Below are 13,693 nucleotides of genomic sequence, written 5' to 3'. Positions count from 1 at the left end.
CCGCCACATGGCTGATGGCGCCTTGGGCAGTCCGTCCCACAGAATGAGGATGACGGTTGCATTTGCTAACAGCATGCTCACGCCACCAAGAACAACCAGCGGGGATACCGATGCCTGGCTCGTGCTGCCCCGGGCTCACCGGGTGGTGCTCGTGGTGGACGTGGTCGAGTCCGTGCGTCTCATGGAGCAGGACGAGGAAGACACCATCACCCGCTGGCGCGCCTTCGTGCGCAGCGTGGAGCGGGAGCTGCTGCCGCAGCGAGGTGGCCGCCTCGTCAAGAGCCTGGGTGACGGCCTGATGCTGGAGTTCGAACGTGTCCTGCCTGCCGTTCAGACCGCCCTTGCCATGCAACAGCTCGCCCAGACGATGAACCAAGGCCGCGCGGCCGAGCGCTGCATGTTCCTGCGCATGGGCGTGCATGCGGCCGACGTGGTGGTGGACGAGCGCGACATCTATGGCGCGGGGGTGAACCTCGCGGCGCGGCTGGCGACGCTGGCGGGGCCGGGGGAGGTGGTGGTGTCGGCGGAGGTGAGGGATGAGTTGGTTCCAGAAGTCGACGCCGAAGTGGAGGATATGGGCTCGTGCTACCTGAAGCATCTGAGCCAGCCTCTGCGGACGTTTCGCTTGCAGTGGGCGCAGCGCTCAGGGGACAGCCGTCAGCCGCCCCAAGTCAAGATCGGGCGGATTAGCGTGGCTGTGCTGCCACTGGTCGCACAGGGGGGCACAGCCGCCGATGCGACGCTCGCGGAGCTCTTTGCTGACGAGGTTATCTCGATACTCTGCAAGTCCAACCAGTGGCAGGTCATCTCTAGGCTCACCACTTCGCGTCTTGCAGGCCGTCAGTATGGGCCTGGGGACGTTGGCAAGCTGCTTGGTGCCACCTACGTGCTGTCGGGTCAGATGCTGCGAGTGGGACAGAGATGCAGGCTGTGGGTCGAGCTGTCGGCGGCACAAGACGAAAGAGTCATGTGGGGCACGTCCCTGTCCGTCACTTCGCAAGACTTGCTCGACGGCGGCGGCGACGGGCCGATCGCAAGAATCGCGGCTGAAGTCGGCAATCAGTTAATCAAGGGCGAACTGTCCAGAGCTTCAACTTCGAACCTGCACAACCTCGAAGGCCAATCCGTCCTTTTGCACGCGATTGCCCAGATGCACCGGCTGTCGTCAGCAGAGTCGGACAAGGCGCGGCAGGCGTTGCTCTATCTATGCGACCGATATCCGCGCTCCCCAGAACCCAGAGCATGGCTCGCCAAGTGGCACTTCATTCAACTCGCTCAAGGCTGGAGCGCGGATGCGCGTGTTGACGCAGAGCGTGCAAGGAGCGAAGTGAACCGGGCGCTCGAGATCAGCCCCGAGCACGCGCTCTCGCTGGCCATTGCCGGCCAAGTCAGCGCGTTCGCCTTTGGTGATGCCACAGGGGCCGAACAAAGTCTTGCAAAGGCAGTGTCCGTGAACCCCAACGAGTCTCTGGCGTGGTTGTTCTTGTCGTCGGTTTACGCGAATCAAGGCGCTGGGATCGAAGCAGTTGAAACGGCGACCAAGGCGAGGCAGCTCTCGCCGTTAGACCCGCTCCGCTATTTCTATGACATCTTTGCAGCCTCGGCCGCGCTGGCCGCGGGGGAATACCGGCATGCAACTGAACTGGCGCGCGCGTCGATCAGGGCGAACCGAACCCATCTGCCAAGCTACCCGATCCTGATCGTGGCTCAGGCCTTGGGAGGATGCGTCGACGAAGCGAGAGCGACGGCGCGGGCGTTCCTTGAAATGCGTCCAAAAGCCTCGGTAGCGCGCTACCGGCGCCTTCATCAGGCGCGTCCTGCACTCGTTGCTACCTACTGTGACGCGCTGCTGGCCGCAGGTATTCCTCCGTGACCACAATCTCAAAAGGAGAGAGGCGATGGTGATGTTTCTTACGCCTGGGCCCATCCCGGGGCGGCGCAGGCTTGGATATACGGCGTTCGATTCATCGCCAGGCAGCGTATCCGAGGAGCTGCTCACAAAGGCCATAGAGGAGGCGGCAAAGCGGCTTCCGCCCGGGTGGCCCTGGTATCAGAAGAACAAGCAACCCCTGCAGACTAACTACAGTCAGATCATCGCTGCGTTCAAGATCACGCCTGCGCCGGCGGCTGGGGGAGAGCTTCGCAAGCTTGCCCCCGAGGTTCTCGTTCTCCTCTGTCGTCAGGAGTTGCTTCAATCGCTACGAACGACTTCCTCCACCTCAGGCGGCAAGACAACCGCGAAGACATCCAGCGTCGCGGGAAGCGGTGCTTGCATTTGCAGCCTCGAGTCGCCGGCAAGCATGCTCGATGCCGAGGCGAGCGACGTCGTGACCAGAAAGTCAGACCGTCAATCACGACAAGGCGAGATCCTTGCACAGGTCTCGGCAATTGATGCGTTCATCGGGTCGGTGCTCGGCATGACCCCGGACTCCCATCCATGGACAGTTCTTCTGATGCAGGTGGTAGCGGACGCGATCGCGGGACCAGTTCACGCATTGAAAGCGGCGCTTCACATCCAGCGACCCGCGGAGTTGAACGCCAAAGTGATGCCGCTCATTGCCGTCCCGGGCCACCGCAGCTTCCCAGCTGGCCACGCCGCCTATGCCTTTGCCCTTGCACTGATTTTGCCGACCGTCGTGAACCGATCGGAGGCTTTCCAAGATCTGCTGAACCTGGCACTGGGAGTAGCCGACAACCGCGTCGTCGCAGGTCTTCACTATCCTGTGGATGGCTTGGGTGGCCTTGCAATTGCCTTGTCATTCGCCACATGGGCCATCGGCCTCGGCTCTGGCAGCACTCAGTTCTTGTTCCTGCGCACTGAAGGAGCAGTCCAGGGCCAGGTCGACCCCGTGTACGACGTCACCGTAACTCTGCAGCGCGCGCAGGGTCTGACCGGGGAAGAAGCACCGCTCTGGGGGGATCTCTTGACCTTGGCCTCCTATGAATGGCTCTGAACGACGCGATCTCGTTCGAAGCGTTCACCAATTGGACGGGAGGTGTGACTTCAGTCGAATCGATGCTCCGTTTGCAGCAAGGTACCCACCTCGCTCCAAGTCCTTCATCAACCTCGACACCATCTCCCTCGAGCACCCCACCCGGCTCGCGATCTCCGCATGCGTGAGCCGCTCGTGGATCACGCGCGTGCCGTCCCCCTGCGGCACCGCCAGCTCATCCAGCAGCCGCACCAGCCGCCCGTACGCATCCAGCAGCGCCATGTTGCGCGCATCGCGCGTGGCCATGCGTGCGCGCCGGATCACCTTTGCCAGGAGTTCGAGTGCGAACTCCGGATGCTGAGCGATGTGCTGCTTGAGCGTGTGCCGCGTGACGACCGTGCACACGCTCGGCTCCAGCGTGATCACCGAGGCCGACCGCGGGCCGCCGTCCAGGCTCATCTCGCCGACGTATTCGCCGGGGCCGTAGATGCCGAAGGTGATCTCCCGATCCTTGGCGCCCATCGAGAACGCCTTCAGACGGCCGGCGAGGATGATGAAGAGGGTGTCGCCGACATCGCCCTCCTGGATGATCAGCGTGTTGCGCCGGTAGTGGCGCAGTTCGCCACGCTCTGCCAGCGCCTGCAGGCCGGGGCTGAACGGGGACGGAGCGCCGTTGGCGGCGGGTTGTTCTTGAGTTCCTGCCATCGCACCCTCTCCACACGTGCGGCGCACGCGCGGCGGCGCGTGCGTGTGCCAATGTAGCCGAGGGCCCTTGCGACGGGTGACGTATTCAGTGCACCGCCGCCATCTTCACCGCCGGCGCAATGGGCGGCAGCGTGGCCACCTGCTTGACCAGTTCGCGAATGCTCCCAGCCGCCGTCTTGCTGCGGATGCTGCTGACCTGCGTGCGGATGGTAGAGATCGCGACGCATTGGTGTTCGGCGATCTCGCGCGGCCGAAGGCCCTTGCACAGCGCCAGCAGCACGGTGTTCTCGGCGGGGGTGAGGGCATGCAGTTTCGAGAAGAAGCTGACGCTGAGCGATTCGCACACCTGCCGCTTGGCCAGCACCAGCAGCACATGTGCGTCGGCGCCGGTGCGCAGAGGCACCACCGCCACGGTGACGCGGCCGTTGGTGTCCTGCAGAGGCAGCAGGCTGCGCCGGCCGCGTTCGGCGTCCGCCAGGGCGCGTGTCAGCGCCCCCTGGTCTGCGCGGTGCCGCGCGCTCACCTGCCCCTGCAGCAGCTGCAGCGGGCCGGCGCCGGAGCACTCGTGCATCGCGAGGTGGTTGCCGAAGCGCAGGATCCCGTCGGTGCCGACCACCAGCACCGGGTAGTCGATCTCGTCGAGCACGAGCGCGAGCAGCTCGCTGCCCGCGGCACCCGAATGCCGGGGAATGCCCGCGGCCCGCGGGTCGGCGTCAAGGTCGTTGCTTGTGAACAGCGCTTGGTTCATGCAGCCCCTCCGGTGTGTAGCGGTGACGGTCGCTACAAAGGTAGCGGGGCGGGCGTCGCGCAGGCCGTGCCTATTGCCCCGGCGCCTGGTGAATATTCACCGCGCCGGACGCACCTCAGCGCTCAGGTGCCGCGCACGTAGGGGTTCGAGCGGCGCTCCCGGCCGAAGCTGCTCTCCGGGCCATGGCCTGGAATGAACACGGTGCCGTCACCCATCGGCCACAGCCGCTGGGTGATGGAGGCGATCAGCGTGTCGAAGTCGCCGCCGGGGAAGTCGGTGCGGCCGATGGAGCCGGCGAACAGCACGTCGCCCACGAAGGCGCGCTGTGCCTCGGCCGAGTAGAACACCACGTGGCCGGGGGTGTGGCCGGGGCAATGGCGTACCGCCAGGGTGCTCTCTCCGACCTGTACCGCGTCTCCGTCTTGCAGCCAGCGCGTTGGCGCGAACGGCTCCGCGGGCGGGAAGCCGAACATGCGGCTTTGCTGCGGCAGCCCGTCGATCCAGAACTGGTCGGCAGGGTGCGGGCCGATGATGGGCAGCCCTTCCTCGCGCGCCAGCGTGCCGGTGCCGCCGGCATGGTCGATGTGGGCATGGGTGAGCCAGATGGCCTTGAGTGTGACGCCGAGCCGGCGGATCTCGGACCGCAAGGTGTCGAGGTCACCGCCCGGGTCGATGACGGCAGCCTCCATCGTCTTGTCGCACCAGACGATGGAGCAGTTCTGTGTGAAGGCGGTGACGGGAACGGTGAGGTAGCGGAGCATGGCGGCCGTGGTGTGGGGAATCGACCACCCATTGTTCCAAACGCCCGGAGCGCTCCAGGCGCTCCGGGCCGGTCAGAACGAGTAGCCGATGGCGAAGCTGATCTGCGGGATCGCCTTCACCTTGCCCACGCCGTCGCGCAGCTCGGCGGTTTCCTTGTCCAGGTCCTGCTGGCTCACCAGGTTGGCGTTGGGGCCGCTTACCGAGGTCCTGACCTTGGCCTTGCCGATGATGGCGCCCAGGTCGAACGAGAAGCGCAGCCCGGTGCCGGCGTCGTGGTGGCCCCAGCCGATGCCCAGGTAAGGCGTGGTACTGGGCAGCTTGACCTCGGCATCGATGCGGTCCTGCGGCGTGAGCACGTAGGTCGTGTCGCCGATTTCCACCGGCTGGTTGGTGCCGCGCGCGGTGAGCGCGAGCTTCATGTTGTTGGCCGTGATGCCGGCGGTGACGCGGAAGCCCCCGGCCATGGGAAACCAGTCGGCGAACACACCGCCGCGGGCGAACTTCAGAGTGCCTTCGTAGCGGATGCCTTCCTCGTCGTACTGGTCGTCATGGGTGCCGAGCGTCAGGTAGTCGGCGCGCACGGTGAAGTGGCTGTTGAGCGGCTGGGCGAAACCCAGGCCCGCGCCCGGAAAGCCGAGCTGGCCGTAGACCTCGCCCGCCTGGGCGGTGCCGAGCAGGCCGGCCGCGAGACCGAGTGCGGCGAGGGTGCGGTAAGGCTTCATGCGTACTTCCTTCTTTCGGATTGCAGTGAGTGACGGGGATGAGGCCAAGGATGCCGCCCTGCCTCCGGCTGCGCTACGTACGAAAGGATGAAGCGTCGCGCTGGCGCCGCACCCGCGCGTGAAATATCTGCGCTTGATGCCGTTTGTTGCCGGCCGGCGCGGCGGCGAGGCGGCCGCTACAGGGTGAAGTCGTAGTCGATCACCAGCGGCGCGTGGTCCGAGAAGCGCTCGTCCTTGTAGATGAACTCGCGCCGGGCCAGGCTCGCGATGCCGGGCGTGGCCAGGTGGTAGTCGATCCGCCAGCCCACGTTCTTGGCCCAGGCCTGGCCGCGGTTGCTCCACCAGGTGTACTGCTCGCCGCGGTCGTTGAGCGTGCGGAACACGTCCACCAGCCCCAGCTCCTCAAGAGAACGGGTCATCCACGCGCGTTCCTCGGGCAGGAAGCCGCTGTTCTTCTGGTTGCCCCGCCAGTTCTTCAGGTCGATCTCCTTGTGGGCGATGTTCACGTCGCCCACGAGCAGGAATTCACGTTCGGCCTTCAGCTCGCGCATGTGCGGAAAGAAGCCCTCGAGGAAGCGGAACTTGGCCAGCTGCCGCTCCTCGGAGCTCGAGCCGCTGGGGAAGTAGCAGCTGATGACCGACAGCTTGCGGTGCGGTGTGTCGAAGCGCGCCTCCACGTACCGGCCCTCGGCGTCGAATTCCTGGTTGCCCCAGCCGATCAGCACGTCGCTCGGCTCGCGCCTGCTGTACAGCCCCACGCCCGAATAGCCGGGCTTGGCGGCGTAGTGGAAATGGCCCGTCATGCCGGCCAGCGTGTCGAACTTGCCCACCACGTGTTCGGCCTGGCATTTGAGTTCCTGCACCCCCATACAATCCGCCGCGACGCTTTCGGCCCAGGGCACGAAGCCCTTGTTGGCGGCAGACCGGATGCCATTGAGGTTGAGAGAGACGAGTCGAAACAAAGGGGTGCTCCCATGACCCGAGCCCAAGGCGCTTCGGATGCGCTGGCCCAGGAATTCGTGGCGTTTTCAGTCGAAGCCGGCGTGCTGCGCTTCGGCGAATTCAAGACCAAGGCGGGGCGCCTGAGCCCCTACTTCTTCAACGCCGGCCTGTTTGACGACGGCGCCAAGCTGGGCCGTCTCGCGGAATTCTATGCACGGCGCCTGCTGGCCTCGGGCCTGCAGTTCGACCTGCTGTTCGGCCCGGCCTACAAGGGCATCACCCTGGCCGCGGCGGTGGCCATCGAGCTGGCGCGGCTGGGCAAGAACGTGCCGTATGCCTACAACCGCAAGGAAGCCAAGGACCACGGCGAAGGCGGCACCCTGGTGGGTGCGCCAGTCAAGGGCCGGGTGCTGATCATCGACGACGTCATCTCGGCCGGCACCTCGGTGCGCGAGTCGATCGCCATGATCACCGCCGCCGGCGCCACCCCCTGCGGCGTGACGATCGCCCTCGACCGCCAGGAAAAAGCCACGGAATCCGACGGGTCCGAAGCCAACCATTCCGCTGTGCAGCACGTTGAGCGTTCACTCGGTCTTGCGGTCGTCTCGATTGCCAGCCTGTCCGACTTGCTGCAGTATCTGGCCGCCCAGTCGGACCCCGAGCTGACCCGACACCTCCCTAAAGTTCAGGCTTACAGGAACCGATACGGGGTCTGAGAATCCACGAAACCATGCGCGTTGGGACCGTCGTATTTGCTGCTTTGTTGTTGCTGTCGAGCGGCGCCGCGTGCTTTGCGGCGCCCGATAGCGGGGCCGGCTCCATCTATACCTGTATCGACGCGCGTGGCCGCAAGCTCACGTCCGACCGGCCCATCCTGGAATGCCTCGACCGCGAGCAGCGGGTGCTCAACAAGGACGGCTCCCAGCGCCAGACCTTGCCGCCCTCGATGACCGCCGACGAGCGGGCTGCCGTGGAGGAGGCCGAGCGCCGCAAGGCGGCCGAGCGCGTCGCCCGCCAGGACGCCATCCGCCGCGACCGCAACCTCCTCAACCGCTTTCCCAACCTGGCGGCGCACAACAGGGCGCGCGAAGCCGCCCTCGACGACGTGCGCAAGGCGGTCAAGGCCTCCGAGCAGCGCCTGGCGGCCATCGAGGCCGAGCGCAAGCCGCTGCTCAACGAAGCCGAGTTCTACAAGGGCAAGCAACTGCCGGCCAAGCTCAAGACCCAGCTCGAGTTCATCGACGTGACGGCCGAGGCGCAGAAGACGCTGGTGCAGAACCAGCAGGCCGAGGTCGTGCGCATCACCGCGCTCTACGACCAGGAGCTGGAGCGCCTGAAGAAGCTGTGGGCCGGCGCGCAGCCAGGTTCGCTCGGTTCGGCGATGGCCGAAGCGCTGCCGGGGGCCGGCGCCGCCGCCACCCGCAAGCCCTGAGCCCAACGGGGCAGCGCCGCCCCGGCTGCGTCAGTGCAAGGCCCGGCGCATCAGGTACTGGTGCAGCGGCTGGCGCACGAAGCCCAGCTGTTCCAGCACGTCTCCGCCCAGTTGAGGCGCGAGCAGGGCCGGCATCTGCAGGCGCCGCTGCGGGTGCTCGGCGGCAAGCCGCCTCACCAGACCCGCCAGCGAGCCGCTGGCGGCGTCCGCCTCGTGCACCACACGCAGGGCCAGCATGCTGTCGTCCTGCGGTGGCAGGTCGAACACCAGCAGCGCAGTGCCGGCCTGCCAGGCGGTGCCGCGGGTGGTGGGCGCGCGCAGCAGGTGGGCCGACTGCTGGAAGGGCATGTCCGTGACCTGCCGTGCCAGCCAGTCGGCCGCCGCGGCCAGCGGCAGCACGGCCGGAACGGGCGCGGGCCCCTCGGCATGCCGGACAGCCGAGGCGCCGCAGGTGTACCCGTGCAGCGGCATCACCTCCTGAAAGCCGAAGCTGAGGTACAGGCGGTGCGCGCGAGGGTTCTGGGCGAACACTTCGAGCTCGATGGCGGTGTCGCCGCGGCCGCCGGCCTCGGTGATCGCACGCTCGAGCAGCGCTTGCGCCAGCCCGCTGCCGCGGGTCTCGGGCAGCAGGCCCATGGCGCCGACACGGCAGCGCGGACCGTCGCGCTCCGGGCGCCGGCCGATGAACACGAAGCCCAGCGGCCGGCCGGCGGCGTCCACGGCCACGCGCGACAGGACCGCATCGGCGCCCTGGCGTGCGAGGAAGGCGGCCAGGCCGGGGACGTCGAGCGTCATCGTGCCGGCCACATAGTGGGCGAAGCTGGCGTTGAAGGCCTCGGCCAGCGCCTGCGGCGCGACCTCGCCGGCCGCAACGATGGTGGGGGCGGTCAAGGCGTCGCCGCTCAGCCGAGCTTCTTCTTCAGCAGCTCGTTCACCTGCGCCGGGTTGGCCTTGCCCTTGGTGGCCTTCATGGCCTGGCCCACCAGCGCGTTGAAGGCCTTTTCCTTGCCGGCGCGGAATTCGTCCACCGATTTCCGGTTGGCCGCCAGCACCTCGTCGAGGATGCGCTCGAGCTCACCGGTGTCGCTCATGGTCTTCAGGCCCTTGGCCTCGATGAGGGCGTCCACCTCGGTGCCCTCGCCCGACCACAGCGCCTCGAACACCTGCTTGGCGCCGTTGTTCGAGACGGTGCCGTCGGCGATGCGTCCGATCAGCGCGGCCAGCGTCGCGGCGCCCACCGGGCTGTGCTCGATGCCCTTTTCCTCGGCATTGAGCCGGCGCGACACCTCGCCCATGAGCCAGTTCGCCACCAGCTTGGGGCTCCTGCAGGCATCCCGCGCGGCCTCGTAGTAGCGCGCGAAGGCGAGGCTCTGGGTCATCATCGACGCGTCATAGGCCGGCAGGCCGTCGTCGCGCATGAAGCGCTCGGCCATCACCCGCGGCAGCTCCGGCATCCCGCCCTTCACCCGCTCCACCCAGGCCGGCTCGATGACGAGCGGCGGCAGGTCGGGATCGGGGAAGTAGCGGTAGTCGTGCGCGTCTTCCTTGCTGCGCATGGCGCGGGTCTCGCCGCTGTCCGGGTCGAACAGCACCGTGGCCTGCTGGATCGGCATGCCGTCCTCGATCTGCTCGATCTGCCACTGCACCTCGGCATCGATCGCCTGCTGCAGGAACCGGAAGCTGTTCAGGTTCTTGATCTCGCGGCGCGTGCCCAGCGGTGCGCCGGGCTTGCGCACCGACACGTTGGCATCGCAGCGGAACGAGCCTTCCTGCATGTTGCCGTCGCAGATGCCCAGCCACACCACCAGCGCATGCAGGGCCTTGGCGTACTCGACGGCCTCCCTGGCCGAGCGCATGTCCGGCTCGGTCACGATCTCCAGGAGCGGCGTGCCGGCTCGGTTGAGGTCGATGCCGCTCTGGCCGTGGAAGTCTTCATGCAGCGACTTGCCGGCGTCTTCCTCGAGGTGGGCGCGCACCAGGTGCACCGTCTTTTCCTCGTCGCCGACGAAGAACTTCACCACGCCGCCCTGCACCACCGGCACCTCGTACTGGCTGATCTGGTAGCCCTTGGGCAGGTCCGGGTAGAAGTAGTTCTTGCGCGCGAAGATCGACTGCGGCGCCACCGTGGCGCCCACCGCCAGCCCGAAGCGGATGGCACGTTCGACCGCGCCGCGGTTCATCACCGGCAGGGTGCCCGGCAGGGCCAGGTCGACCACGCTGGCCTGCGTGTTGGGCTCGGCGCCGAACTGGGTGCTCGAGCCGGAGAAGATCTTGGACTGCGTGGACAGTTGCGCATGCGTTTCGAGGCCGATCACGACCTCGTAGCCGCGCACGAGTTGGGGTGTTGCCATCTCAGTAGCCCTCCGGCGCGCGGAGGTGGAAGTCGGTGGCCTGCTGGAAGGCATGGGCCGCGTGCAGCAGCTGCGCCTCCTGCCAGTAGTTGCCGATCAGCTGCAGGCCGACCGGGAGCCCGCCTTCGCCGAAACCCGCCGGCACGCTCATGCCGGGCAGGCCGGCCAGGCTGCCGGGCAGCGTGAAGATGTCGGCCAGGTAGTTGGCCACCGGGTCGCTCTTGGCGCCGATCTTCCAGGCCACCGTGGGCGACACGGGGCCGGCGATCAGGTCGCATTGGCTGAAGCAGGCCTGGAAGTCGTCGGCGATCATGCGGCGCAGCTTCTGCGCCTGCAGGTAGTAGGCGTCGTAGTAGCCGTGGCTGAGCACGTAGGTGCCGATCATGATGCGGCGCTTCACCTCGGGGCCGAAGCCTTCGCTGCGGCTCTTGCGGTACATGTCGAGCAGATCGGTGTACTGCCTGGCCCGGTGGCCGTAGCGCACCCCGTCGAAGCGCGACAGGTTCGAGCTCGCCTCGGCCGGCGCGATGATGTAGTACACGGGGATCGACAGCTCGGTGCGCGGCAGGCTCACGTCCACCAGGGTGGCGCCGAGCTTCTCGTATTCGGCCAGGGCCGCGCGCACCGCGCCGCTCACGTCGGCCGCCACACCTTCGCCGAAGAACTCCTTCGGCAGGCCGATGCGCAGGCCCTTGAGCGGCTGGGCTGCACTGGCGCCTTCGCGGGTGGTGCCGATCGCGGCCACGAAGTCGGGCACCGGCTGCTGCGCGCTGGTCGAGTCGCGTTCGTCGAAGCCGCTCATCGCCTGCAGCAGCAGGGCGCAATCCTCGGCGGTCCTGGCCAGCGGGCCGGCCTGGTCGAGGCTGGAGGCGAAGGCGATCATGCCGAAACGCGAGCAGCGGCCGTAGGTGGGCTTGATGCCGGTGACGCCGGTCAGCGCGGCCGGCTGGCGCACCGAGCCGCCGGTGTCGGTACCGGTGGCCGCCGGCACCAGCCGCGCGGCTACGGCCACCGCCGAGCCGCCCGACGAGCCGCCGGGAATGCGCGACGGATCCCACGGGTTGCGGGCCGGGCCGAAGGCCGAGTTCTCGTTGCTGCCGCCCATGGCGAACTCGTCGCAGTTGAGCTTGCCCAGGGCCACCGTGCCGGCCGCCTTGAGCTTGGCCACCACCGTGGCGTCGAAGGGCGAGCGGTAGCCGGCCAGCATCTTGGAGGCGGCGGTGCTGGCGAAGTCGGTGGTGACGTAGATGTCCTTGTGGGCGATCGGCACGCCGTCCAGCGCGCCGAGGGCCGCGCCGCGGGCCCGGCGTTCGTCGGCGGCGCGGGCCTGCTGTTGTGCCAAAGCGGCATCCACCTGCAGGAAGGCGCCGAGTTGTTCATGGGTGGCCACACGTGCAAGCAGGTGTGACGTGAGTTCCTCGCTCGAAAACTCGCCGGCGGCGAGCCCGCGGCCGACCTCGGCCACGCTGAGCTGGTGCAGGGGGCGGACGCTCATTCGATCACCTTCGGCACGAGGAAGAGGCCCGCTTCGACGGCCGGAGCGCTCTTCTGGCTGGCCTCGCGCTGGTTGGTCTCGGTGACCGCGTCGTCGCGCAGGCGCAGGCTCACGTCCTGCACGGCCGACAGGGGCGTGTACAGCGGCGCGACGCCGGTGGTGTCCACCGCTCGCATCTGCTCGACGATCTCGAAAAAGCCGTTGAGCTGGCCGAGCATCTCGGCCTGTTCGCCGGGGGTGAGTTCGAGCCGCGCCAGCAAGGCGATGCGGCTCACGTCTTCAGGGGTCAGGGCCATGGGGAATCTCTGGTGGAACCGGGCCGAAAGCCGTGTATTTCCGCGGCTTGGCGCACGAGGCATGGGGTATTATCTTCGGTTATCCACAACGGCTCGCGGCGTAGGCGCTTCCCTCTGGCATCGGCACGCAAGTGCCGGCATCTCTCGCGCTTCGCAACGGTCGTACAACCCAAACAATTTTTCCGGCGGGTCGTGTCCTACCACGGCCCGATGGGACTGCTGAGCCGCCATTCATGTTCGGATCACTGCGCCGCTACTTCTCCACCGATCTCGCGATCGACCTCGGCACCGCCAACACCCTGATCTACGTCCGCGGCAAGGGCATCGTCCTCGACGAGCCTTCCGTGGTGGCCATCCGGCACGAAGGCGGGCCCAACGGCAAGAAGACCATCCAGGCGGTCGGCGCCGAGGCCAAGGCCATGCTGGGCAAGGTGCCGGGCAACATCGAGGCCATCCGCCCCATGAAGGACGGCGTGATCGCCGACTTCACCGTCACCGAGCAGATGCTCAAGCAGTTCATCAAGATGGTCCACCCGCGCTCGGTGCTCAAGCCCAGCCCGCGGATCATCATCTGCGTGCCCTGCGGCTCCACCCAGGTCGAGCGCCGCGCCATCCGCGAGTCGGCGCTGGGCGCCGGCGCTTCGGAGGTCTACCTGATCGAGGAACCCATGGCCGCGGCCATCGGCGCCGGGCTGCCGGTGTCCGAGGCGTCCGGCTCGATGGTGGTCGACATCGGCGGCGGCACCACCGAGGTGGGCGTCATCTCGCTGGGCGGCATGGTCTACAAGGGCTCTGTCCGGGTGGGCGGCGACAAGTTCGACGAAGCCATCATCAACTACATCCGCCGCAACTACGGCATGCTGATCGGCGAACCCACCGCCGAGGCCATCAAGAAGGAAATCGGCTCGGCCTTCCCCGGCAGCGAAGTCCGCGAGATGGAAGTGAAGGGCCGCAACCTGTCCGAAGGCGTGCCGCGCAGCTTCACCATCAGCAGCAACGAGATCCTCGAGGCGCTGACCGACCCGCTGAACCAGATCGTCTCCAGCGTGAAGAACGCGCTCGAGCAGACGCCGCCCGAACTGGGCGCCGACATCGCCGAGCGCGGCATGATGCTCACCGGCGGCGGTGCGTTGCTGCGCGACCTCGACCGACTGCTGGCCGAGGAAACCGGCCTGCCGGTGCTGGTGGCCGAAGACCCGCTGACCTGCGTGGTGCGCGGCTGCGGCATGGCGCTCGAGCGCATGGAGCGTCTGGGCTCCATCTTCACTTCCGAGTAAGCCCATTCCATGTGCACCAGGAGGCCGGCT

Annotated in this window: 14 protein-coding genes; 5 read left to right on the top strand and 9 right to left on the bottom strand. The window is 67.3% G+C overall.

From position 1 onward, the window contains the following. The first annotated feature begins 49 nt into the window (after positions 1–49). Both E8D38_RS19910 and E8D38_RS19905 read left to right on the top strand, forming a co-directional pair. Entirely contained in the window at positions 50–1,873 is a 1,824-nt protein-coding gene (locus tag E8D38_RS19910; RefSeq protein WP_181179279.1) for an adenylate/guanylate cyclase domain-containing protein, read from the top strand. Positions 1,874–1,898: 25 nt separating this feature from the next. Beyond that, positions 1,899–2,954: a phosphatase PAP2 family protein gene (locus E8D38_RS19905; RefSeq protein WP_140634787.1), complete on the top strand. Its 1,056-nt coding sequence runs from the start codon at positions 1,899–1,901 to the stop codon at positions 2,952–2,954. A gap of 24 nt (positions 2,955–2,978) precedes the next feature. On the opposite strand, the gene E8D38_RS19900 is transcribed toward E8D38_RS19905, so the two are convergent. The 5 genes from E8D38_RS19900 to E8D38_RS19880 form a co-directional block, all read right to left on the bottom strand. After that, positions 2,979–3,638, bottom strand: a complete 660-nt coding sequence (locus E8D38_RS19900; RefSeq protein WP_140634785.1) for a Crp/Fnr family transcriptional regulator — start codon at positions 3,636–3,638, stop codon at positions 2,979–2,981. A gap of 85 nt (positions 3,639–3,723) precedes the next feature. Continuing rightward, the gene (locus tag E8D38_RS19895; protein WP_140634783.1) at positions 3,724–4,386 is read right to left on the bottom strand and encodes a helix-turn-helix transcriptional regulator; all 663 of its coding nucleotides are present in this window, start codon (positions 4,384–4,386) and stop codon (positions 3,724–3,726) included. A gap of 122 nt (positions 4,387–4,508) precedes the next feature. Continuing rightward, positions 4,509–5,147: an MBL fold metallo-hydrolase gene (locus E8D38_RS19890; protein ID WP_140634781.1), complete on the bottom strand. Its 639-nt coding sequence runs from the start codon at positions 5,145–5,147 to the stop codon at positions 4,509–4,511. A 72-nt stretch (positions 5,148–5,219) separates the two neighbouring features. Continuing rightward, the gene (locus tag E8D38_RS19885) at positions 5,220–5,870 is read right to left on the bottom strand and encodes a hypothetical protein (RefSeq protein ID WP_140634779.1); all 651 of its coding nucleotides are present in this window, start codon (positions 5,868–5,870) and stop codon (positions 5,220–5,222) included. A gap of 176 nt (positions 5,871–6,046) precedes the next feature. After that, the gene (locus tag E8D38_RS19880) at positions 6,047–6,832 is read right to left on the bottom strand and encodes an exodeoxyribonuclease III (protein ID WP_140634777.1); all 786 of its coding nucleotides are present in this window, start codon (positions 6,830–6,832) and stop codon (positions 6,047–6,049) included. 12 nt (positions 6,833–6,844) lie between these two features. On the opposite strand from E8D38_RS19880, the gene pyrE reads away from it, so the two are divergent. Then, a complete protein-coding gene (pyrE, locus tag E8D38_RS19875; protein WP_140634775.1) occupies positions 6,845–7,528 on the top strand; it encodes an orotate phosphoribosyltransferase in 684 nt (227 codons plus the stop codon). Between the two features lie 14 nt (positions 7,529–7,542). Next, positions 7,543–8,244: a DUF4124 domain-containing protein gene (locus E8D38_RS19870; RefSeq protein ID WP_140634773.1), complete on the top strand. Its 702-nt coding sequence runs from the start codon at positions 7,543–7,545 to the stop codon at positions 8,242–8,244. 30 nt (positions 8,245–8,274) lie between these two features. On the opposite strand, the gene E8D38_RS19865 is transcribed toward E8D38_RS19870, so the two are convergent. Genes E8D38_RS19865 through gatC form a run of 4 tightly spaced genes read right to left on the bottom strand, consistent with a single transcriptional unit; the run spans position 8,275 to position 12,386 of the window. Beyond that, on the bottom strand, positions 8,275–9,135 hold the full coding sequence (locus E8D38_RS19865) for a GNAT family N-acetyltransferase (RefSeq protein WP_140634771.1): 861 nt from the start codon (positions 9,133–9,135) through the stop codon (positions 8,275–8,277). Between the two features lie 11 nt (positions 9,136–9,146). Beyond that, complete coding sequence (gene gatB, locus E8D38_RS19860) at positions 9,147–10,595, bottom strand: Asp-tRNA(Asn)/Glu-tRNA(Gln) amidotransferase subunit GatB (protein WP_140634769.1); 1,449 nt, start codon at positions 10,593–10,595, stop codon at positions 9,147–9,149. Position 10,596: 1 nt separating this feature from the next. Next, positions 10,597–12,090: an Asp-tRNA(Asn)/Glu-tRNA(Gln) amidotransferase subunit GatA gene (gene gatA, locus E8D38_RS19855; RefSeq protein ID WP_140634767.1), complete on the bottom strand. Its 1,494-nt coding sequence runs from the start codon at positions 12,088–12,090 to the stop codon at positions 10,597–10,599. Further along, on the bottom strand, positions 12,087–12,386 hold the full coding sequence (gene gatC, locus E8D38_RS19850) for an Asp-tRNA(Asn)/Glu-tRNA(Gln) amidotransferase subunit GatC (protein WP_140634765.1): 300 nt from the start codon (positions 12,384–12,386) through the stop codon (positions 12,087–12,089). Before gatC ends, gatA begins: the two co-directional genes overlap by 4 nt. A 233-nt stretch (positions 12,387–12,619) precedes the next feature. Between gatC and E8D38_RS19845 the strand changes: the two genes are divergently transcribed. Next, positions 12,620–13,663: a rod shape-determining protein gene (locus tag E8D38_RS19845; RefSeq protein ID WP_140634763.1), complete on the top strand. Its 1,044-nt coding sequence runs from the start codon at positions 12,620–12,622 to the stop codon at positions 13,661–13,663. Positions 13,664–13,693: the final 30 nt, after the last annotated feature.

Source organism: Methylibium rhizosphaerae, from assembly GCF_006386545.1.
Taxonomy (GTDB): Bacteria; Pseudomonadota; Gammaproteobacteria; order Burkholderiales; family Burkholderiaceae_C; genus Pseudorivibacter; species Pseudorivibacter rhizosphaerae.
The sequence above is the reverse complement of the archived record's forward strand: the minus strand, read 5'-3'. Positions and strand labels throughout refer to the sequence as shown.

Coding starts and splice junctions, on each gene's coding strand:
- E8D38_RS19910 (WP_181179279.1), top strand. CDS start 50: ATGACGGTTGCATTTGCTAACAGCATGCTCACGCCACCAAGAACAACC.
- E8D38_RS19905 (WP_140634787.1), top strand. CDS start 1,899: ATGGTGATGTTTCTTACGCCTGGGCCCATCCCGGGGCGGCGCAGGCTT.
- E8D38_RS19900 (WP_140634785.1), bottom strand. CDS start 3,638: ATGGCAGGAACTCAAGAACAACCCGCCGCCAACGGCGCTCCGTCCCCG.
- E8D38_RS19895 (WP_140634783.1), bottom strand. CDS start 4,386: ATGAACCAAGCGCTGTTCACAAGCAACGACCTTGACGCCGACCCGCGG.
- E8D38_RS19890 (WP_140634781.1), bottom strand. CDS start 5,147: ATGCTCCGCTACCTCACCGTTCCCGTCACCGCCTTCACACAGAACTGC.
- E8D38_RS19885 (WP_140634779.1), bottom strand. CDS start 5,870: ATGAAGCCTTACCGCACCCTCGCCGCACTCGGTCTCGCGGCCGGCCTG.
- pyrE (WP_140634775.1), top strand. CDS start 6,845: ATGACCCGAGCCCAAGGCGCTTCGGATGCGCTGGCCCAGGAATTCGTG.
- E8D38_RS19870 (WP_140634773.1), top strand. CDS start 7,543: ATGCGCGTTGGGACCGTCGTATTTGCTGCTTTGTTGTTGCTGTCGAGC.
- gatB (WP_140634769.1), bottom strand. CDS start 10,595: ATGGCAACACCCCAACTCGTGCGCGGCTACGAGGTCGTGATCGGCCTC.
- gatA (WP_140634767.1), bottom strand. CDS start 12,090: ATGAGCGTCCGCCCCCTGCACCAGCTCAGCGTGGCCGAGGTCGGCCGC.
- gatC (WP_140634765.1), bottom strand. CDS start 12,386: ATGGCCCTGACCCCTGAAGACGTGAGCCGCATCGCCTTGCTGGCGCGG.
- E8D38_RS19845 (WP_140634763.1), top strand. CDS start 12,620: ATGTTCGGATCACTGCGCCGCTACTTCTCCACCGATCTCGCGATCGAC.